Source organism: Pseudomonas chlororaphis subsp. piscium (assembly GCF_003850345.1).
Lineage (GTDB): Bacteria > Pseudomonadota > Gammaproteobacteria > Pseudomonadales > Pseudomonadaceae > Aquipseudomonas > Aquipseudomonas piscium.
The window spans coordinates 6,136,173-6,155,075 of record NZ_CP027707.1; the positions used below are offsets into that span (position 1 = coordinate 6,136,173).

General features: G+C 64.0%; 18 protein-coding genes. 7 read left to right on the forward strand and 11 right to left on the reverse strand.

What is annotated here, in order from left to right; genetic code table 11:
* Positions 1-44 precede the first annotated feature (44 nt).
* Both C4K38_RS27830 and katB read right to left on the reverse strand, forming a co-directional pair.
* Entirely contained in the window at positions 45-593 is a 549-nt protein-coding gene (locus C4K38_RS27830; RefSeq protein WP_053281009.1) for an ankyrin repeat domain-containing protein, read from the reverse strand.
* Positions 594-774: 181 nt separating this feature from the next.
* The gene (gene katB / locus C4K38_RS27835) at positions 775-2,316 is read right to left on the reverse strand and encodes a catalase KatB (protein WP_053281010.1); all 1,542 of its coding nucleotides are present in this window, start codon (positions 2,314-2,316) and stop codon (positions 775-777) included.
* A 286-nt stretch (positions 2,317-2,602) separates the two neighbouring features.
* On the opposite strand from katB, the gene mscL reads away from it, so the two are divergent.
* Positions 2,603-3,007 carry a large-conductance mechanosensitive channel protein MscL gene (gene mscL, locus C4K38_RS27840; protein ID WP_053281011.1) on the forward strand — a complete coding sequence of 135 codons (405 nt, stop codon included), beginning with the start codon at positions 2,603-2,605 and terminating at the stop codon, positions 3,005-3,007.
* A gap of 58 nt (positions 3,008-3,065) precedes the next feature.
* Here mscL and C4K38_RS27845 read toward each other — a convergent pair whose 3' ends face one another.
* Complete coding sequence (locus C4K38_RS27845; protein WP_053281012.1) at positions 3,066-3,842, reverse strand: ferredoxin--NADP reductase; 777 nt, start codon at positions 3,840-3,842, stop codon at positions 3,066-3,068.
* Between the two features lie 228 nt (positions 3,843-4,070).
* Here C4K38_RS27845 and C4K38_RS27850 point away from each other — a divergent pair, with 228 nt between their 5' ends.
* Positions 4,071-5,195: a methyltransferase gene (locus C4K38_RS27850; RefSeq protein WP_053281013.1), complete on the forward strand. Its 1,125-nt coding sequence runs from the start codon at positions 4,071-4,073 to the stop codon at positions 5,193-5,195.
* 218 nt (positions 5,196-5,413) lie between these two features.
* Here C4K38_RS27850 and C4K38_RS27855 read toward each other — a convergent pair whose 3' ends face one another.
* From C4K38_RS27855 to C4K38_RS27865, 3 genes are all read right to left on the reverse strand, one after another.
* On the reverse strand, positions 5,414-5,581 hold the full coding sequence (locus C4K38_RS27855) for a DUF2474 domain-containing protein (protein WP_023969448.1): 168 nt from the start codon (positions 5,579-5,581) through the stop codon (positions 5,414-5,416).
* A 90-nt stretch (positions 5,582-5,671) separates the two neighbouring features.
* Positions 5,672-6,679: a cytochrome d ubiquinol oxidase subunit II gene (gene cydB, locus C4K38_RS27860; protein WP_009050973.1), complete on the reverse strand. Its 1,008-nt coding sequence runs from the start codon at positions 6,677-6,679 to the stop codon at positions 5,672-5,674.
* A gap of 3 nt (positions 6,680-6,682) precedes the next feature.
* Positions 6,683-8,119, reverse strand: a complete 1,437-nt coding sequence (locus tag C4K38_RS27865) for a cytochrome ubiquinol oxidase subunit I (protein WP_053281015.1) — start codon at positions 8,117-8,119, stop codon at positions 6,683-6,685.
* A 501-nt stretch (positions 8,120-8,620) separates the two neighbouring features.
* Here C4K38_RS27865 and C4K38_RS27870 point away from each other — a divergent pair.
* The 3 genes from C4K38_RS27870 (at position 8,621) to C4K38_RS27880 (ending at position 10,552) form a co-directional block, all read left to right on the forward strand.
* Positions 8,621-9,859, forward strand: coding sequence for an MFS transporter (locus C4K38_RS27870; RefSeq protein WP_053281016.1), 1,239 nt, complete (start codon positions 8,621-8,623; stop codon positions 9,857-9,859).
* Positions 9,860-9,967: 108 nt separating this feature from the next.
* Positions 9,968-10,246 carry a type II toxin-antitoxin system RelE/ParE family toxin gene (locus tag C4K38_RS27875; RefSeq protein ID WP_053281017.1) on the forward strand — a complete coding sequence of 93 codons (279 nt, stop codon included), beginning with the start codon at positions 9,968-9,970 and terminating at the stop codon, positions 10,244-10,246.
* Positions 10,247-10,261: 15 nt separating this feature from the next.
* Entirely contained in the window at positions 10,262-10,552 is a 291-nt protein-coding gene (locus tag C4K38_RS27880) for a HigA family addiction module antitoxin (RefSeq protein WP_053281018.1), read from the forward strand.
* A gap of 3 nt (positions 10,553-10,555) precedes the next feature.
* On the opposite strand, the gene C4K38_RS27885 is transcribed toward C4K38_RS27880, so the two are convergent.
* Both C4K38_RS27885 and C4K38_RS27890 read right to left on the reverse strand, forming a co-directional pair.
* A complete protein-coding gene (locus C4K38_RS27885) occupies positions 10,556-11,107 on the reverse strand; it encodes a DJ-1 family glyoxalase III (protein WP_053281019.1) in 552 nt (183 codons plus the stop codon).
* A gap of 69 nt (positions 11,108-11,176) precedes the next feature.
* Positions 11,177-11,626 carry a DUF4879 domain-containing protein gene (locus C4K38_RS27890; protein WP_053281020.1) on the reverse strand — a complete coding sequence of 150 codons (450 nt, stop codon included), beginning with the start codon at positions 11,624-11,626 and terminating at the stop codon, positions 11,177-11,179.
* Between the two features lie 204 nt (positions 11,627-11,830).
* On the opposite strand from C4K38_RS27890, the gene C4K38_RS27895 reads away from it, so the two are divergent.
* Both C4K38_RS27895 and trmA read left to right on the forward strand, forming a co-directional pair.
* Positions 11,831-13,126: an NCS2 family permease gene (locus tag C4K38_RS27895; protein ID WP_053281021.1), complete on the forward strand. Its 1,296-nt coding sequence runs from the start codon at positions 11,831-11,833 to the stop codon at positions 13,124-13,126.
* A complete protein-coding gene (trmA, locus tag C4K38_RS27900) occupies positions 13,123-14,202 on the forward strand; it encodes a tRNA (uridine(54)-C5)-methyltransferase TrmA (RefSeq protein ID WP_053281022.1) in 1,080 nt (359 codons plus the stop codon). Before C4K38_RS27895 ends, trmA begins: the two co-directional genes overlap by 4 nt.
* A gap of 171 nt (positions 14,203-14,373) precedes the next feature.
* On the opposite strand, the gene C4K38_RS27905 is transcribed toward trmA, so the two are convergent.
* Genes C4K38_RS27905 through C4K38_RS27915 form a run of 3 tightly spaced genes read right to left on the reverse strand, consistent with a single transcriptional unit; the run spans position 14,374 to position 18,847 of the window.
* Positions 14,374-15,717 carry a TolC family outer membrane protein gene (locus C4K38_RS27905; RefSeq protein WP_053281023.1) on the reverse strand — a complete coding sequence of 448 codons (1,344 nt, stop codon included), beginning with the start codon at positions 15,715-15,717 and terminating at the stop codon, positions 14,374-14,376.
* Positions 15,714-17,069 (reverse strand): HlyD family type I secretion periplasmic adaptor subunit, encoded by a 1,356-nt coding sequence (locus C4K38_RS27910; protein ID WP_053281024.1) that lies wholly within the window; start codon positions 17,067-17,069, stop codon positions 15,714-15,716. The genes C4K38_RS27905 and C4K38_RS27910 overlap by 4 nt, the downstream gene beginning before the upstream one ends.
* Positions 17,066-18,847: a type I secretion system permease/ATPase gene (locus C4K38_RS27915; protein WP_053281025.1), complete on the reverse strand. Its 1,782-nt coding sequence runs from the start codon at positions 18,845-18,847 to the stop codon at positions 17,066-17,068. Before C4K38_RS27915 ends, C4K38_RS27910 begins: the two co-directional genes overlap by 4 nt.
* Positions 18,848-18,903: the final 56 nt, after the last annotated feature.

Consider the following 18,903-nt stretch of genomic DNA (forward strand, 5'->3'; position numbering starts at 1 on the left):
TGATCCCCCGGCAAAAACCGCGATGATAGCTCAGCTGGAGCGGATCAGCGCGGCGCGGCCGTGTGGATTTCACCGTCGGCCAGACGCGCGGCGCTATTGCCCAGCGGATCTTCGGCATTCAGGTCGGCGCCCTTGGTCGCCAGGGCATCGAGCAACTCCACCCGCTTGAACAGCCCGGCGTACATCGCCGCGGTCTGGCCGGCGCCGTTGCGCTGGTCGGGGTTGCAGTCGGTGGCCAGCAGGCGCCGGGCGATCTTCACTTCACCCTTGAAAATGGCCCCCATCAGCGCCGTGTTGCCTCTTTTATCCTGGGTACAGGCATCGGCACCGGCGGCCAGCAAACGCTCCACCGCCGGCCCCTGGCCGTGATACGCCGCAAGGATCAGGGCGGTGTAGCCCTTCTCGTCCTGGGTATCGAGGGAATAACCGGCCTCGATAAAGGTATTGAGCATCTCGACGTCGCCGCGACGGGCCGCATCGAAGTAGTAATTCTGTAACTGGGCTTTGACTGCCGCCGGGTCCGTGGGGACCGGTTGCTCCGCATAAGCGCCCAGCGAGCAGGCGGCCAGCAGCAGCGAAATGAACAAGCGCATGGTGCGACTCCCTTGCCTTACAAAACCTGTAGGAGCGAGGCTTGCCCGCGATGACTTTGGCCCGACGTTCGTCAGGTAGAACCCAGTCACCGGTATAGGGGCCGCTGCGCGGCCCATCGCGGGCAAGCCTCGCTCCTACAGAAGAGGAAGCGTCACGCCTGGGCGTGACGCTGGTTGAGCGTTAATCCGACAACTTGGCGGCCAGGGCCTTGACCCGGGCCAGGTCGCCCTTGGCCACCTTGGTCACGCCGGTGCCGTACTCAGGATCGGCCTTGTAGAGGAACGACAGCATGATGTGCTTGCTCTCGTCATCGGTGGTCGCCAGGGAGCCGCCGAAGTTCTCGATCAGGTCCTGACGCTCCTTCTTGCTCAGCGAGCGATACAGATCGCCGGCCTGCTTGAAGTTCTGCTCGCGCTGGATCTTCGCCTGCTGGGTGCTGCCACTCAGCGCCAGCTGGCTGTAACGCGCGCTTTGCGGCTCTTCACGCGGCATCAGGCGGCTCGGCTGGTAGTTCACGCCGGTGCTGGTGCTGCCGCTGTTCATCGCGCCGTCCTGGTTGCCGTTGTTCACCGCGACTTTCGGCGCGTTGATCGGCAATTGCAGGGCGTTGGCGCCCAGGCGGTACAGCTGGGTATCGGCATAGGAGAACACCCGGCCTTGCAGCAGGCGGTCTTCCGACGGCTCGATGCCCGGCACCAGGTTGGCCGGGGCCATGGCCACCTGTTCGGTTTCCTGGAACACGTTGGCCGGGTTGCGGTTGAGCACCATCTGCCCGACCTTGCGCTCAGGCACGCCCGGCCAGATCTTGGTGGCATCCAGCGGGTCGAAATCGAACTTGGCCAGATCTTCCGGCTTCAGTACCTGGACATACAGGTCCCATTTAGGGAAATCGCCCTTGTTGATATGGGTGACCAGGTCATTGGTCATATGGCTGTAATCACGCCCCTGCACCTCGACCACTTGTTTGGGATCGAGGTTGTTGATGCCCTGCAAACTCTTCCAGTGAAACTTCACGTAATGCACTTCGCCCTTGGCATTGATCAACTTGTAGGCGTGCACGCCATTACCGTCCATTTCCCGGTAACTGGCCGGAGTACCGGAATTGGAATACAGCTCGGTCAGAGTCCGGGTGGCTTCCGGAACATGGGAGAAGAAATCGAAGCGACGGGAATCGTCATCCAGGTTGGTGCGCGGATCAGGTTTGAACGCATGAACCATGTCCGGGAATTTGATCGCGTCACGAATAAAGAAAGTCGGGAAGTTGTTGCCGACCAGATCCCAGTTACCGTCGGCGGTATAGAACTTGGTGGCAAAACCGCGCGGGTCACGCAGGGTTTCCGGCGAATGATTGCCGTGCACTACCGCGGAGAAACGCACGAATACCGGCGTTACCTGGCCGGCGGCGAATACCTTGGCCTTGGTCAGGTCGCTCAGGCTGTCGGTCACGGTGAAGGAACCATGGGCACCGGTGCCACGGGCATGCACCACCCGCTCTGGAATGCGCTCGCGATCGAAGCGCTGGAGCTTCTGGATCAACTGCACGTCCTGCAGCAATACCGGTCCGGTAGCGCCTGCGGTCTGCGAGTTCTGGTTATCGCCTACCGCGGCCCCGTTATCGCGGGTCAGAGTGGCGGCCTGTACGGAAAGAGAAAGCATACTGGCGGCGAGTACGCCCACTATGCGTCGTTGGGAAAAAGTCCCAAGGCCAATGATCATGGTCATGTTTTATTCCTCTGGTTTTAATCAAACGCATCCAGGTGCGCCTGTCAGAGGCTAGTGACCAAAGAGTCGAAATCTAAATAGAAAGGTCGCAACAGTCCGATTGAAAAAATATTCTGGTATGTAAGAGCAAGCGCGGGTATTTCGCGCGCGATTGATGGCACTTTGTAAACTATTTGCCGTTAACTCGGTCGATAACTCCGAACGCTGTAATCCGTTGTTTCAAGCAAGATGCCTTTTGCTGAATTACACTGCGTTCACCAACCTCATCTGTAACAAGGAATAACCTATGGGCGTGCTAAGTGAGTTCAAGGCCTTCGCGGTCAAAGGTAATGTGGTCGACATGGCCGTCGGTATTATCATCGGCGCCGCATTCGGCAAGATCGTTTCGTCGTTTGTTGGCGATGTGGTGATGCCGCCAATCGGCTTGCTGATCGGTGGGGTGGACTTCAGTGATCTGGCGATCACGCTCAAGGACGCAGTCGGCGAGACGCCGGCCGTGGTGCTGGCCTACGGCAAATTCATCCAGAGCCTGATCGACTTCATCATCGTTGCCTTCGCCATCTTCATGGGCGTGAAGGTGATCAACCGCCTGAAGCGCGAAGAGGCCGTGGCACCGGCCGCTCCTAGCAAGGAAGAAGCGCTGCTGGGCGAGATCCGCGACCTGCTCAAGGCGCAGAACAACAAGCCCTGAGGCTGCTGCCGCAACAAAAACGGCGCCCCTGCTGGTATTGCAGGCGGCGCCGTTTTTTTTACCAGTAGTTTTCCACCGCCACCTGCCCGGGCCGCCGGGTCAGGCTCAGGTGCATGTCGCGCTGCTTGAGCAGGGCGCGGGTGTCGTCGATCATCTGCGGGTTGCCGCAGAGCATCACTCGCGAGTGCTCGGCGCTCAGCGGCACGCCGGCGACGCGCTCCAGCTCGCCGTTCTCGATCAAATGGGTGATCCGCCCATTGAGGCTGCCCGGATGCAATTCCCGGGTCACAGTGGTGATGACTTGCAGCTTGTGCGCAACTTCCGCCAGATAATCGCGCTGTTTCAGCTCGGCCAGCAATTGCTGATAAGCCAGCTCCTTGGCCTCGCGCACGCTGTAGACCAGGATGATCCGCTCGAATTTCTCCCAGACTTCGAAGTCCTGCAGGATCGAGACAAAAGGTGCGATCCCGGTGCCGGTGGACAGCAGCCAGAGGTCGCGGCCATCGACGAAACGGTCGAGGGTCAGATAGCCGAACGCCTGCCGGTCCACCATCAGGGTATCGCCCTCCCCCAGCCGACTCAGTTCGCTGGTGAACTCTCCGCCGGGCACGACGATGGAGAAAAACTCGAGAAACTCGTCGAAGGGCGAAGACACCATGGAGTACGCGCGCCACACCGTGCTGCCATCGGCCTTGGTCACGCCCAGGCGGGCGAATTGCCCGGCACGAAAGCGAAAGCCCGCATCCCGCGTGGCGCGCAGGGTAAACAGGCTGGGAGTCAGGGGCTGGACGTCGAGCAAGGTCTGGCGCGTGTATTTTTCTGCACTGGCAGTCATGGCAGGCTCCAATAAGCGAATGCCCTTAGTGTCCCGCAAAGCGCGCGACAGAAACACCGGCGGTTTGTAATGGCATAGAGCGCGGGCAATCGGGCGCAAAAAAAAGTACCATTGGCCCCCTCTTTGGGCAGCTGCCACGCGGCCTGCGCGCCACCTGCCCGAACGGTCCAGCCCGCATCGCGCCCCTCCCGCCGGCAGGACATTCACCGATTACCAAGAGTCCGCCCCATGCCCCTGCTCGAAAGCCCCTTCGCCCAGCTCGACCTGATCCGCCAGCCCGAACAACAGAACGAGCCCCTGCAAGCTTTCGACGCGGCGGACGAATACCTGCTCAATCATCTGGCCGAACAGCAGCCGACGGCGGACACCCGGGTGCTGGTCCTCAACGACAGCTTCGGCGCGCTGGCGGCCAGCCTGGTCGGACGGATGCAGGTGCACAGCAGCGGCGACTCGTTTCTCGGCGCGCTGGCGCTGGAGAAAAACCTGGTGCGCAATGGCCGGCCATTCGACGCCGTCACCCTGGTGCCGGCCAGCGAGCCAGTGACCGGGCCCTTCGACCGCGTACTGATCCGCGTGCCCAAGACCCTGGCCCTGCTGGAAGAACAGCTGATTCGCCTGCAAGGCCAACTGGCCCCGGGCGCCCAGGTGGTGGCGGCGGCGATGGTCAAGCACCTGCCGCGGGCCGCCGGCGACCTGCTGGAACGCTATATCGGCCCGGTACAGGCTTCGCTGGCGGTGAAAAAAGCCCGCTTGCTGATCGCCACGCCGGAGGCGAAAACCCCGGCGGTTTCGCCCTACCCGACCCGCTACACACTCGACGAGCCCGCCATCGAGCTGCTCAACCACGCCAACGTGTTCTGCCGCGAAGGCCTGGACATCGGCACCCGCGCCTTCCTCCCGCACCTGCCGAAAAACCTCGGCAAGGCCCGGGTCGCGGACCTGGGTTGCGGCAACGGCGTGCTGGCCATCGCCAGCGCCCTGCACAACCCCGATGCCCACTACACCCTGGTGGACGAGTCCTTCATGGCCGTGCAATCGGCCCTGGAGAACTGGCGCGCGACCCTGGGCGAGCGTGAAGTGACCGTGCGCGCCGGCGACGGCCTGGCCGGGCAGGAGCCGCAGTCGCTGGACGTGGTGCTGTGCAACCCGCCCTTCCACCAGCAGCAGGTGGTCGGCGACTTCCTTGCCTGGCGCATGTTCCAGCAGGCCCGCGAAGCCCTGGTGGTGGGCGGTGCGCTGTACATAGTCGGCAATCGCCACCTGGGCTATCACAGCAAGCTGGCGCGGCTGTTCCGCGGCGTCGAACAAGTGGCCGCCACGCCCAAGTTCGTGATCCTCAAGGCGCGCAAATAGCACCACCCTGCCCCTCTGTAGGAGCGAAGCTTGCTCGCGATGAAGACCCATGTGGTGTGCCAGGCATAACGCGTCGTGGCTGATCGCGAGCAATCGAGCGTCGACCGGCTGCTCCTACGGAAGAAAAAAGTGGCAACCCCAGGCCAAAAAAAACCCTCCAGAGGAGGGTTATAAAACCGTGCCGCAAGGCAACGGGATGGGATGAGCGGTGGTGAAAATCAGTGCGTGGTCAGGCCTGCGGCGTTCATGAACATGCGCATCAGGCTGGCGACGATAAACAGCGCCAGCACGCTGCCGACCCAGATCCCGGCGAGCCAGCCCAGACGCTGCCAGAGCGGTTTCTTCTCGGCTTCTTCGATTTCCTGCAATGTGGGTTTGCCAGCCATCATCGAATACTCCTCTCGGAATGGGGACTATGGCGCCGCCCGGGGCGCCATCGCGAGCAAGCTTCGCTCCTACACAGGAGCGCGCATTGACTAGTGGTAGCCGTCTTCGTGGGTGACCTTGCCGCGGAACACGTAGTAGCTCCAGAAGGTGTAACCCAGGATGAACGGGATGATGAACAGCGTGCCCACCAGCATGAAGCCCTGGCTTTGCGGCGGCGCGGCGGCGTCCCAGATCGAGATCGACGGCGGCACGATGTTCGGCCACAGGCTGATGCCCAGGCCGCTGTAGCCGAGGAAAATCAGCACCAGGGTCAGCAGGAACGGCGTGTAGTGAGCATTGCGGGCCACGGCGCGCAGCAAGCCGTACATGGTCACCAGCACCAGGATCGGCACCGGCAGGAACCAGAACAGATTCGGCAGGGTGAACCAGCGCGAAGCGATTTCCGGGTGGGCCAGCGGCGTCCAGATACTGACGACACCGATCACCGCCAGCAGCACGAAGGCCAACGGCCGCGCCAGGTCATGCATCTGCTCCTGCAGCTTGCCTTCGGTCTTCATGATCAGCCAGGTGCAGCCGAGCAAGGCATAGGCCACCACCAGCGCGACGCCGCAGAACAGGGTGAACGGCGTGAACCAGTCCAGCGAACCGCCGGCGTACTGGCGGTCGACCACCGGCAGGCCATCGATGAAGGCACCCAGCGCCAGGCCCTGGAAGAAGGTTGCCGCCAGTGAACCGCCGATGAACGCCTTGTCCCAGATGTGGCGCTTGGCTTCCTTGGCCTTGAAGCGGAACTCGAAGGCCACGCCGCGGAAGATCAGGCCGATGAGCATCAGGATCAGCGGCATGTACAGCGCCGAGAGCACCACCGAATAAGCCAGCGGGAAGGCGCCGAACAACGCAGCACCGCCCAGGACCAGCCAGGTTTCGTTACCGTCCCAGACCGGGGCGACGGTGTTCATCATCACGTCACGGTCGCGGGAGTCCTTGACGAACGGGAAGAGAATCCCGATCCCCAGGTCGAACCCGTCCATGACCACGTACATCATGATGCCGAAGATGATGATCACGGCCCAGATCAGCGGAAGATCAATACCCATGACTCAATTCCCCTTGTTCAGGCTGGTGCCGTTGTCGTCAGCATCGTCGTCGGCGGCCGACAGCGGACGGGCCGGCGTGCGTTTCTGGCCAGGACCACCGTGGCTGACTTCCGCGCCTTCGTTGGTCTTCGGCCCTTTGCGCACCAGGCGCATCATGTAGCCGATACCGACACCGAACAGCGAGAAATACACCACGACAAACAGCGCCAGGGTGATGCTCATCTGCATCAGGCTGTGCCCGGACGAAGCGTCCGCGGTGCGCATCAGCCCGTAGACCACCCACGGCTGGCGGCCGATCTCGGTGGTGAACCAGCCGGCGAGGATCGCGATCAGGCCGGATGGCCCCATCCACAACGCCAGGTAGAGGAACGCACGATTCTCGTAGATGCGGTCACGCTTGCGCAGCCACAGGCTCCACAGGCCGGTGAGGATCATCAGCATGCCCAGGCCGACCATGATCCGGAACGACCAGAACACGATGGTCGAATTCGGCCGGTCTTCCGGCGGGAATTCCTTGAGCGCCGGCACCTGTTTGTCCAGCGAGTGAGTGAGGATGAGGCTGCCCAGATACGGGATCTCGACGGCGAACTTGGTCTTTTCTTCCTTCATGTCCGGCCAGCCGAACAGGATCAGCGGGGTCGGCTCGTTACCGACGTTTTCCCAGTGACCTTCGATCGCGGCGATTTTCGCCGGCTGGTGCTTGAGGGTATTGAGACCGTGGAAGTCGCCGATCACGGCCTGGATCGGCGCGACGATCAGGGCCATCCACATCGCCATCGACAGCATGCGGCGGATTGCCGGGTTATCGCGGCCGCGCAGCAGGTGCCAGGCGGCGGACGAACCCACGAAGAACGCGGTAGCGACAAAGGCGGCCGTGGCCATGTGCGCCAAGCGGTACGGGAACGACGGGTTGAAGACAATGGCGAACCAGTCGACCGGGATCACTCGGCCGTCGACGATTTCAAAGCCCTGGGGCGTCTGCATCCAGCTGTTGGACGAGAGGATCCAGAAGGTCGAAATCAAGGTACCGATGGCCACCATCACGGTGGCGAAGAAGTGCAGCTTGCGCCCGACCCGGTTCCAGCCGAACAGCATCACACCGAGGAAGCCAGCTTCGAGGAAGAATGCCGTGAGCACTTCATAGGTCAGCAGCGGCCCGGTAACGGAACCGGCAAAGTCGGAGAACCGGCTCCAGTTGGTGCCGAACTGGTAGGCCATGACCAGGCCCGAGACCACCCCCATACCGAAGTTGACGGCGAAGATCTTCGACCAGAAGTGATACAGGTCACGGTAGGTATCGTCGCGCGTCTTGAGCCACAAACCTTCGAGCACCGCCAGGTAGCTCGCCAGACCAATAGTGATGGCGGGGAACAGGATGTGGAACGAGATGGTGAACGCGAACTGAATTCGGGCGAGATCTAGTGCCTCCAAACCGAACATAAGCTTTCCTCTGTCAGGTAATACCGGCTGCCGGCTGGAGGCCTGCACCCACTGCCCCCACGGATCTGGAGTGTGGCGAATTCGAATTCGTTCTTTTTAAACCCATCGCAACGCAGGGAGTCTGGCCATCTGGCCGCCAGACCTAACCCTGGAAAAGGTTTTGATCTGGATCAATCAACGCTGAAAGAGTAGTCCTATTTTCGCCGTTGGTTTGTGTGGTCTTTTGTCGCGTGACAGCTTGCCTCACCACGTCAAGAACGGGGTTTTCTCGAAGTTTTGCCGCACCTGTAGCCGCTGCCAAAGGCTGCGATAAGGTCCGCAGGACCTTCAGGGATTTTGAGAAAGCCCCGGCCGTTCCGGCCGATCGCAGCCTGCGGCAGCGGCTACAGGGATTGGGTTATTTCGAATAAACGGGATAGGTGCAGGGCTAACGATTCCGCAACTATTGGTTACATCTTGGTGATAACCTCGCCCTACTCCACGCCCAGACCTGCCTTTCAGATGCCCAGCCAAGACCCTCTGCTGCTTCGCCATCACCGTCCGTTCATTGCTTTCTGGCTGGCGCGGATCTTCACCGCCAGCGGCTTCCAGATGCTCACCGTGGCCATCGGCTGGAACCTCTACCAACTGACCGGCAACGTGCTCGACCTGGGCCTGGTCGGGCTGGTGGAGTTCGCGCCGCGGGTACTGTTCATGCTGCACACCGGGCATGTGGCGGACCGCTATGACCGGCGCAAGGTGGCGGCCATCTGCCAGTCGCTGCAGGCGCTGATCGCCCTGTCCCTGGCCATCGGCAGCGCCACCCACCACGTCACGCGCGAGATGATCTTCATCCTCGCCTTCCTGCTGGGTGCCGCCCGCTCCTTCGAGATGCCGACCACCCAGGCGCTGCTGCCGAGCATCGTGCCCAGCGCACTGTTCCCGCGCGCCGTGGCAGCCGCGCAGTCCGCCCAGCAATCGGCGACCATCGTCGCGCCAGCCCTCGGCGGGCTGCTCTACGCCTTTGGCAGCGTGTGGGTCTATGGCCCGACCGTGCTGCTGTATGTGATCGCCTGCTGCCTGATGCTCAACCTGCCCGCGCGGCAGACGCCGCTGAACAAAGGCAAGGCCACCCTGGATTCGCTGCTGGCCGGGGTGCGCTTCATTCGCAGCCGGCCGGACATTCTCGGGGCGATCTCCCTGGACCTGTTCGCCGTACTGCTGGGCGGCGCCACCGCCCTACTGCCGGTGTTCGCCAAGGACATCCTGCTCACCGGCGCCTGGGGCCTGGGCCTGCTGCGCTCGGCGCCGGCGGTGGGGGCCTTGCTGATGTCGCTGTGGTTGGCGCGCTTTGCCGTCGACCGCCATGTCGGCCGAGTGATGTTCACCGCCGTCGGCGTATTCGGCGTCGCTACTATCGCCTTCGGCCTGTCGACCTCGTTCTGGTTCTCGCTCTTGGTGCTGGTGGTGCTGGGCGCGGCGGACATGATCAGCATGGTGATCCGCGCCTCCTTCGTGCAGCTGGAAACCCCGGACGAAATGCGTGGCCGGGTCAGCGCCGTGAACGGCCTGTTCATCGGCGCCTCCAACCAGCTCGGCGAGTTCGAGTCCGGGCTCACCGCCCACTGGTTCGGCACCGTGCCGGCGGTGGTCCTGGGCGGAGTCGGCACCCTGCTGGTGACCGGGGTGTGGATAAAACTGTTCCCGACCCTGGCCCGGCGCGATCGCATGCATGGGCCGGTGGAAGAAGCCAAGGCCTGATTCGGGGCAGATAACAGCCGCGTGGAACGTCGCCGTTGATCGTCCGGTTCACGCGCTGCAATACATGTCCGCTGTGAAGAGTGTAAGGTATCGCCTTACACTCGCCGCATGATCACATCCTTTCAGCACAAAGGCCTCAAGGCCTTCTATGAAACGGGATCGACTCGAGGGATCCGGGCCGATCATGCGAGGCGCCTGGCGCGCATGCTGCCTTTCATGGATCACGCGACAGAGCCTGACGATCTCGACCTCCCGGGATGGCGGTTGCATCCGCTCAAGGGTGAGCGTCGCGAATACTGGTCACTGACCGTATCGGGCAATTGGCGAGTGATTTTTCGTTTTACGGGTTCGGATATCGAGTTGGTCGACTATCTGGATTACCACTGAACAGGAGGCAGGATCATGCCCATGCACAACCCGCCACACCCCGGTGAAACACTGCGTGTGGATGTATTGCCCGAGTTGGGAATCAGCGTGACTGAACTGGCCAGGCGTCTTGGCTACGCCCGCCCCCATCTCTCCAAGGTGCTGAACGGCCACGCGCCGATCCGGCCGGAACTGGCGGTAAGGCTGGAACGCGCCGGAATAGGTAAAGCCAAGGTCTGGCTGGCGGTACAGGCTGACTACGATATCTGGCAGACCGAACAAGACTTGTTACCGCGCATCGAGCCTATTGCCGCTCATGTCTGCTGATCGCTAAACCAGCAACTCCCCCTCCACCACCGTCCGCCGGCCCCTGCCGCACAGTTGCTCCACCAGGATCAGGGCAAAACTCAGGGCCGCCCCCGAGCCTTGCGCGGTGATGCAGTTGCCATCCACCACCACCGGCTGGTCGACGAAGTTGCAGCCCGACAGCTGATGGCTGGCGCTGGGCAGGCAGGTCATGCGCCGCTGGCGCAGCACGCCGTAATTCTGCAACGCCAGGGCCGGCGCTTCGGCGATGCCGGCGAACAGGCGCCCGGCGGCGGCCTGGTCCTTGACCAATTGCATCAGCGGTTGATGGGCCGCCAGGTGCTGCGCGCCGACGGCGCCACCGGGCAGCACGATCAGGTCGAAGTTCTGGGCCAGCACATCCACCAGCATGCCGTCGGCGGTCATCCGGGTGCCGCGGGCGCAGGTGAGCATGCGCCGCCCTTCGATACTGGCCACCAGCACTTCGACTTCAGCGCGGCGCAGCACATCGATCAGGGTCACGCTTTGCAGGTCGTCGACACCCTCGGCGAGGGGAATCAGGGCTCTAAAGGTCATGGGCTGTGTCCGCGGTAGGGTCTTTAAAGCTTAGTCAGCTTTAAAGCCCTCCGCGTTCGGACACTGCCATCACTTGATGTAGATCTGCGCGCTCATGCTGTTGCCCGGCGCATTCAGCGAGGTGTTGCTGAAGGTGAAGGTGCCTTCCTGCTTGCCGGCCAGGTCGAAGGTATAGATGTAACCGACGGTGATCCCGGAGTTACCGCACGGCACCAGGCTGGAGCCTTCTTCGCAGACTGCCGCGCGCGTGCCGTTGACTTCGAAGCCGTCCAGCGCCACCCGGGGCTGACGGCCATAGCCGATTTCCAGCACATACACCTTGATATTCGGGCCCTGATGATCGCAGGCGGTCTTGTCACGCCCGTCCGACACATCCTCCAGGCCGCAGGACGGCGACTCGACCTTGAGGATTTCCACCTGGCTCAAGGGCGGCGCGGAACGGGCCATGGCCGGCGCGGCTCCCAACCACAGGCTGCTGGCCACTACCGCCAAGGTCATCGCTTTTATCGTGCTGTGCATAAGTCCCCCCAAAACGTCGGCGCAGTATGCCCCAGTCGCCACTCGGGCAAAACATCGCCGACGATCGCAGCCATAGCCTTACGCTGCTGGTATGATGCGCGGCTTTTTCCGACCCGCACAAAATCCCCGGACGCTTTTTACGGTCTGTGCTTTGCTGTCTGGGTCGATACATTCACGGCGCCCTGCGCGCCACGGGGAGCAGACATGCTGGAAAGGCTGTTTCAACTCAAGGCACACAACACCAACGTGCGGACCGAGATTCTTGCGGGCCTCACGACCTTCCTGGCCATGGCCTACATTCTCTTCGTCAACCCGAGCATCCTCGGCGAGACCGGCATGGACAAGGGTGCGGTGTTCGTCGCCACCTGCCTGGCCGCCGCCATCGGCTCGACCGTGATGGGCCTGATCGCCAACTACCCGATCGCCCTGGCTCCGGGCATGGGCCTGAACGCCTTCTTCACCTACACCGTGGTCCTGCACATGGGCCATACCTGGCAAGTGGCGCTGGGCGCGGTGTTCATTTCGGCGGTGCTGTTCTTCCTGCTGTCGATCTTCAAGATCCGCGAATGGATCATCAACAGCATCCCGCTGCCGCTGCGCTCGGCGATCGCCGCCGGTATCGGCCTGTTCCTGGCGCTGATCGCCCTGCACAACGCCGGCATCGTGGTCAGCAACCCGGCGACCATGGTCGGCCTCGGTGATCTGAAGCAACCAGCCCCGATCCTCGCGACCCTGGGCTTCGCCCTGATCGTCGCCCTGGAAGCCCTGAAAGTCCGTGGCGCGGTACTGATCGGCATCCTGTCGGTGACCATCGTCTCCATCGGCCTGGGCTTCACCCCGTTCGGTGGCGTGACCTCGATGCCGCCTTCGCTGGCCCCGACCTTCCTGCAACTGGACATCAAGGGCGCGCTGGACATCGGCCTGGTCAGCGTGATCTTCGCCTTCCTGTTCGTCGACCTGTTCGACAACTCCGGCACCCTGATCGGCGTCGCCAAGCGCGCCGGCCTGATGGGCAAGGACGGCCACATGCCGAAAATGGGCCGGGCGCTGATCGCCGACAGCACCGCGGCCATGGCCGGTTCCCTGCTGGGCACCTCGACCACCACCAGCTACATCGAATCCGCGGCCGGCGTCAGCGCCGGTGGCCGCACCGGCCTGACCGCCATCGTCGTGGCGATCCTGTTCCTCCTGGCGCTGTTCTTCTCGCCACTGGCGGCCAGCGTCCCGGCCTTCGCCACCGCGCCTGCCCTGCTGTTCGTCGCGGTGCTGATGACTTCGGGCCTGGCGGAAATAGACTGGGACGACATCACCGTTGCCGCGCCCGTGGTAGTCACCGCCCTGGCCATGCCGTTCACCTACTCCATCGCCAACGGCATCGCCTTCGGCTTCATTGCCTGGACCGCGATCAAGCTGCTGTCGGGCCGCGCCCGTGAACTGAACGCGCCGCTGGTGATCCTGTCGGTACTGTTTGTGATCAAGTTGGGTTGGTTCAACGCATGACTTTCGATTCCCAGGCTTACGCCACCCAGCTCGCCGACAAGGTCGCGCGCCTGCGTGAACTGCTGGCGCCGTTCGCTGCCCCCGAGCCACAGGTCTTCGACTCGCCGCTGCAGAACTTCCGCCTGCGCGCGGAGTTCCGCCTGTGGCGCGAAGCCGGCGAACGTCATTACGCGATGTTTTCCCAGGAAGACAAACGCACGCCGATCCTGATCGAGGAATTCCCGATCGCCAGCCAGCGCATCAATCAGCTGATGCCGCAACTCAAGGCCGCCTGGCAAGCCAGCAGCGCCTTGAGCCACAAGCTGTTCCAGGTCGAGTTCCTCACCACCCTGGCCGGCGACGCGATGATCACCCTGTGTTATCACCGCCCGCTGGACGAGCACTGGCACGCCGCGGCGAGCAAGCTGGCGACCGAGCTGGACGTCAGCGTCATCGGCCGCTCCAAGGGCAAGCGCGAAGTGATCGGCCACGATTACGTGGTGGAGAAACTCGAAGTCGGCGGGCGCACCTTCAGCTACCGCCAACCGGAAGGCGCCTTCACCCAGCCCAACGGCACGGTCAACCAGAAGATGCTCAACTGGGCCTACGACGCCCTGGGCGATCGTCCGGACGACCTGCTGGAGCTGTACTGCGGCAACGGCAACTTCACCCTGCCCCTGGCCACCCGGGTGCGCAAGGTGCTGGCCACCGAGATCAGCAAGACCTCGGTCAACGCTGCCCTGAGCAACCTCAGCGAAAACGCGGTGGAGAACGTCACCCTGGTGCGTCTGTCCGCCGAAGAGCTGACCGAAGCCCTGAACGAAGTGCGTCCGTTCCGCCGCCTGCAGGGCGTTGACCTGAAGAGCTACGAGTTCGGCAGCGTGTTCGTCGACCCGCCGCGCGCCGGCATGGACCCGGACACCTGCGAGCTGACCCGGCGCTTCGACAACATCCTGTACATCTCGTGCAACCCGCAAACCCTGGCGGCCAACATCGCCCAGTTGCACGACACCCACCGCATCACCCGCTGTGCGATGTTCGACCAGTTCCCGTGGACCCACCACATGGAATCCGGGGTCTTGCTGACCCGGCGTTGAACCCGCCCCGCACCACCCGAACAGCCGTCCTCGTGACGGCTGTTTGCATTCCACGCTTCCCTGGAGCCGCTGCAGCAGGCTGCGATCGGCCGGAACGGCCGAGGCGATCTTGAAATCGCTGAAGATCCTGCGGACCTTATCGCAGCCTGCGGCAGCGGCTACAGAGGAGTGTCAGCTGACGGGGCGAAAGTAGCCGGCCAGCTGCTGCAAGTCCTGTTCATTGAGCAGGCCGGCGTAGAACCTGAGCTGGATCCGCGCCAGCAGGTAGGCATGCCGCGCATCGGCCAGGTCGCGCCGGGCGCCGAACAGCTGCTGCTCGGCATCCAGCACGTCGAGGTTGACCCGCTCGCCGCCGCGCACGCTTTTCAGGGTGGCCTGGACCAGGGCTTCGGCCGACTCGACCGCCATCTCATAGGCGCGGACCCGAGCCGCGCCACTGGTGTTGAGGTTGAACTGCTTGCGCAGCTCGATCAGCACGTTGGCGGTCTGCGCATCCAGCTCGTATTGCGCCTGGGACAGCTGGCTGGCCGCCTGGCGGGTCGACGCCGAAACCGAGCCGCCGGCGAACAGCGGTAGGCTGACCTGGATGCCGACGCTGTTGGTGTCGTATTTCTGGTTGTAGGTGCTTTCCGAATCCGAACTGGTCTGGCGGCTGCTGGCGTAGAGGCTGACCTTGGGCAGATGCCCGGCGCGCTTGCGTTCCACTTCATATTCCGCGGCCTGCAACGCGTGCTGCTGGGAAGCCAGTTCCGGGTTGTTGGCGATGGCTAGGTCGCGCCAGCTCTCGAAGCGGTTGGGCTGCACCGGCTGGATAGCGAATCGGCGGGCCAGCGGGTCGAGTTCGTCGACCCGCAACGGCTGGCCGACTATCGCTTCCAGCTCGCGCAGGGCGCTGTCCTGCAGGTCGCGGGCCTCGATCTCCTCGGCCAGGGCCAGGCTCAACCGCGCCTGGGTTTCCAGCACGTCGGTGCGGGTGCCTTCTCCGCCCTTGAGCAAACGCTGATTCAGTTGCAGGCGCTCGGCATAGGCGCGCCGCTGGGCCTGGCTCAGTTCGATACGCTCCTGGGCCAGCAGGGCCTGGCTGTAGGCGCCCAATAGCCGCACCGCCAGTTCCTGACTCTTGCTGCGAAAACGCTCGTCGGCGAACAGCGCCTGGGCCGCGCCCTGGCGAAAGCGCGCATAGGCTTCGTAATCCAGCAGCGGCTGCTGCAGGGTCAGGGTCGAGGCGTAGCTGCGGTAGTCGCGATCGGTGGAGGAGTCGCCCAGGGGCGTGGTCTGGGTCACCTCGGATTGGTTGCGCGAGTTGTTGTAGTTCCACGACAGGGTCGGCAGCAGGGCGGCGCGGCCCAGCGCGCGGTTCTCCTCGCCGGCGTCGCGTTCCTGGATCGCCGCCTGGAAGGTCGGGTCGTTGCGTACCGCCAGCGCGTAGGCGTCCAGCAGCCCCAGGGCGTGGGCCGCCGGGGTGCACAGGCCACACAGGCTGGCCAGCAGCCAGGGGATAAAACGCCGGTTCATTCTTCCACCAGTGCCATGTGCGTGCGGTCCAGCAACGGCTTGAACAGGTAATTGAGCATCGAGCGTTCGCCGGTGCGCACAAAGGCTTCCACCGGCATGCCCGGACGGATCTGCAAGCCGCGCAGCTGCTGCATGCCATCGGCGCTGACCTCGGCGCGCAAGGTGTAGTAGGGCTCGTCGGTGCGCTCGTCCACCTGCCTGTCGGCCGACACCAGGGTCACCTGCCCGGCGACCCGCGGCGTGGTGCTCTGGCTGAAGGCCGAGAACATCAACTCCACCGGCAGCCCGGGGTGCACCTTGTCGATCATCTGCACCGGCACCCGCGCCTCCACCAGCAGCGGCTCGCCCTGGGGCACGATCTCCATCAGCGCCTGTCCCGGCTTGACCACCCCGCCTTCGGTGAACACCTCCAGGCCCACCACCACCCCGGCCGCCGGTGCGCGCACCAGGCTGTTGGCCAGCTCGAACTCGGCCGAGGCCAGGCGGTTGCGCAGGTCTTCGCTGCGGGTACGGGTTTCGGCCAGCTGGCTGCGCAGCTCTTTCTGGAACTCCTCGGCCAGTTGGCGGATACGCAAGCGCATCTCGAGGATCTGCCGCTGCAACTGGCCGATGCGCCCGAAATCCTCGGAGATCGAGCCGTCGATCTGCGCATACAGGCGCTCGCTGTCCAGCAGCCGGTTGCGCGGGATATAACCGTCGCGCGCGAGTTCGCGCAGCCCTTGCAGTTGTTCGTTCAAGGCACTGCGCTGGAGCACCTTGCTCGCCTGGGAATCGCGGGTGCCGCGCAGTTGGGCCTCGGAACCGGCGATGCTTTCGGCGATGCCCTGCTGCTCCATGGCCAGGGCCTGGGCGCGGCTGCTGAACAGCTGGCGTTGCAGGGCCATGGTGGCGGCCACTTCCGGGTCATCGGCCTGGGCCAGCAGTTCCGGGGCGAAGGCCAGGACCTGGCTGCCATCACGCTCGGCGTTCAGGCGGGCCTCGCTGGCCAGGGAGCCGAGAAACTGCGTGCGCAGCGACTGCACCTGGGTGCGCAGCGGCAACTCCTTGAGGCGAATCAACACCTGGCCGGCACTGACCACTTCGCCGTCGCGCACCTCGATGCGTTCGATGATGCCACCGCTGGGGTGCTGCACCGCCTTGCGATGCCCGGAGACCATGACCTTGCCGGCCACCGCCACGCCCTTGTCCAGGGGCGCCAGAGCGGCCCAGCCGAGGAAGCCCGCAAAGCCGCCAAGCACCAGCAGCCAGCCCAGGCGCGAGTATTTCTTCTCGTCCAGGGCCAGCAGGTTGCCCGGGGCGCGATTGTTGCTGTCGGCGGTCGGCAGGCGACCTAGGGGTTGTGCTTGGCTCATGCTTTTTTTCCTTCGCCAGTGGCGGCCACGCCCAGGCGATAACTGACATTCATGCTGGCCGCCGGGGTGCTCGCCGGGGCCACTGGAGCCGCCTTGGGCTTGTGCATGCCTTCCAGGACCCGCGTCGTCGGCCCGAAAGCCTGCAACTGGCCCTCGCGCAGGATCATCAGCTGGTCGGTCAGGCTCAGCACATTGGGCTTGTGGGTGATCAGCACCAGGGTGCGGCGCTGCTGCTTGAGCTGGGCAATCGCCTGCAACAGCGCCTGCTCGCCGGCCTCATCGAGGTTGGCGTTGGGCTCGTCGAGCACGATCAGCGCCGGCAGGCCATACAGCGCGCGGGCCAGGGCGATGCGCTGCTTCTGCCCCCCGGACAGTCCGGCCCCGCCCTCCCCCAGGCGGGTGTCATAGCCTTGCGGCAATTGCAGGATCAGCTGATGCACCCCGGCCATCTGCGCCGCCGCCAAAACCTGATCGGCATTCACCTCGCCGAAGCGCGCGATGTTCTCGGCGATGCTGCCGGCGAACAGCTGGATATCCTGGGGCAGGTAACCGATGTGCGGGCCGAGTTGCTGGCGGTCCCACTGGCTCAGCTCCGCGCCGTCGAGGCGGACCTTGCCCGCCAGCGGCGTCCAGGCTCCCACCAACAGCCGCGCCAGGGTCGACTTGCCACAACCGGAGGGGCCGATGACCCCCAGCACCTGCCCGGCCGGCAGGGTGAAACCCAGGTTGGCCAGGGCCGGCCGGCGACTGCCCGGGGCGCAGGCGCTCAACTGCTCGACGCTCAACTCGCCCTTGGGCGTGGGCAGGCTCATACGCGCCGGGCGTGGCGGATTGGCCTGCAGCATCTCTGACAACCGCGCATAGGCCAGGCGCGCCGAGCTCCACTGTTTCCACACGGCGATCAGCTGGTCGATGGGGCTGAGCACCCGGCCCATCAGGATCGAGCCGGCGATCATCATCCCCGGGGTGATTTCCCCCTGCACCGCCAGTAGAGCGCCGAGGCCCAGCACCAAGGATTGCAGGGCCAGGCGCACGCCCTTGGACCAGGCGCTGATCAGCGCGGTCTTTTCACTGGCCAGGTTCTGCTGGGCCAGGAACGCCTGGTGCCCGCCGAACCAGCGCTCACGCAGCGCGGCGAGCATGCCCATGGCTTCGATGGCGTCGGCGTTGCGCAGGTTGGCCGTGGCCTGCTGGCTGGTGCCGATGGACAGCTGGCTGGCCTCGGCCAGCGGCGCCTGGCAGATGTGCTGGTTGATCCAGGCCAGGGCCACCAGCAGCAGCGCGCCGCCCAGGGCCAGCAGGCCGAGCCAGGGATGGAACAGGAAGATCACCAGCAGGTAGACCGGAAACCACGGCGCATCGAAAAACGCGAACAGCGCATTGCCGGTGGCGAACTGGCGCAGGGCCGTCAGGTCATTCAGGGCCTGGCCGGCGGCTTGCGGGCTGCCCTTGAGCTGGGCCTCGAAGGCCGCGTCGTAGACCCGCTGGTTCAGGCGCATGTCCATCTGCGTGCCCAGGCGGATCACCACCTGGCTGCGTACCCACTCCAGGGCGCCCATCAGGCCGAACAGACCGACGATCATCAGCGTCAGCATCAACAGGGTCATCTGGTTGCCGGACGCCAGCACCCGGTCGTACACCTGCAGCATGTACAGTGCGGGCGCCAGCATCAGCAGGTTGATCACCGCCGAAAACAGGCCGATGTTGAAGAAGCCGCTCTTATAGGCGGCCAGGGCCGCCAGCGTCTCGGAACCGGCAAGTGGGTTCGGCCTGCTCATCGAGGTGTCCTGTTGGGAGTCGAGAAATACACCGTCACCCGTTCCGGCGGAGCGGG

Excerpts from the sequence above, each read along its gene's own strand:
- C4K38_RS27830 (WP_053281009.1), bottom strand. The coding sequence starts at position 593 with ATGCGCTTGTTCATTTCGCTGCTGCTGGCCGCCTGCTCGCTGGGCGCT.
- katB (WP_053281010.1), bottom strand. The coding sequence starts at position 2,316 with ATGACCATGATCATTGGCCTTGGGACTTTTTCCCAACGACGCATAGTG.
- mscL (WP_053281011.1), top strand. The coding sequence starts at position 2,603 with ATGGGCGTGCTAAGTGAGTTCAAGGCCTTCGCGGTCAAAGGTAATGTG.
- C4K38_RS27845 (WP_053281012.1), bottom strand. The coding sequence starts at position 3,842 with ATGACTGCCAGTGCAGAAAAATACACGCGCCAGACCTTGCTCGACGTC.
- C4K38_RS27850 (WP_053281013.1), top strand. The coding sequence starts at position 4,071 with ATGCCCCTGCTCGAAAGCCCCTTCGCCCAGCTCGACCTGATCCGCCAG.
- C4K38_RS27855 (WP_023969448.1), bottom strand. The coding sequence starts at position 5,581 with ATGGCTGGCAAACCCACATTGCAGGAAATCGAAGAAGCCGAGAAGAAA.
- cydB (WP_009050973.1), bottom strand. The coding sequence starts at position 6,679 with ATGGGTATTGATCTTCCGCTGATCTGGGCCGTGATCATCATCTTCGGC.
- C4K38_RS27865 (WP_053281015.1), bottom strand. The coding sequence starts at position 8,119 with ATGTTCGGTTTGGAGGCACTAGATCTCGCCCGAATTCAGTTCGCGTTC.
- C4K38_RS27870 (WP_053281016.1), top strand. The coding sequence starts at position 8,621 with ATGCCCAGCCAAGACCCTCTGCTGCTTCGCCATCACCGTCCGTTCATT.
- C4K38_RS27875 (WP_053281017.1), top strand. The coding sequence starts at position 9,968 with ATGATCACATCCTTTCAGCACAAAGGCCTCAAGGCCTTCTATGAAACG.
- C4K38_RS27880 (WP_053281018.1), top strand. The coding sequence starts at position 10,262 with ATGCCCATGCACAACCCGCCACACCCCGGTGAAACACTGCGTGTGGAT.
- C4K38_RS27885 (WP_053281019.1), bottom strand. The coding sequence starts at position 11,107 with ATGACCTTTAGAGCCCTGATTCCCCTCGCCGAGGGTGTCGACGACCTG.
- C4K38_RS27890 (WP_053281020.1), bottom strand. The coding sequence starts at position 11,626 with ATGCACAGCACGATAAAAGCGATGACCTTGGCGGTAGTGGCCAGCAGC.
- C4K38_RS27895 (WP_053281021.1), top strand. The coding sequence starts at position 11,831 with ATGCTGGAAAGGCTGTTTCAACTCAAGGCACACAACACCAACGTGCGG.
- trmA (WP_053281022.1), top strand. The coding sequence starts at position 13,123 with ATGACTTTCGATTCCCAGGCTTACGCCACCCAGCTCGCCGACAAGGTC.
- C4K38_RS27905 (WP_053281023.1), bottom strand. The coding sequence starts at position 15,717 with ATGAACCGGCGTTTTATCCCCTGGCTGCTGGCCAGCCTGTGTGGCCTG.
- C4K38_RS27910 (WP_053281024.1), bottom strand. The coding sequence starts at position 17,069 with ATGAGCCAAGCACAACCCCTAGGTCGCCTGCCGACCGCCGACAGCAAC.
- C4K38_RS27915 (WP_053281025.1), bottom strand. The coding sequence starts at position 18,847 with ATGAGCAGGCCGAACCCACTTGCCGGTTCCGAGACGCTGGCGGCCCTG.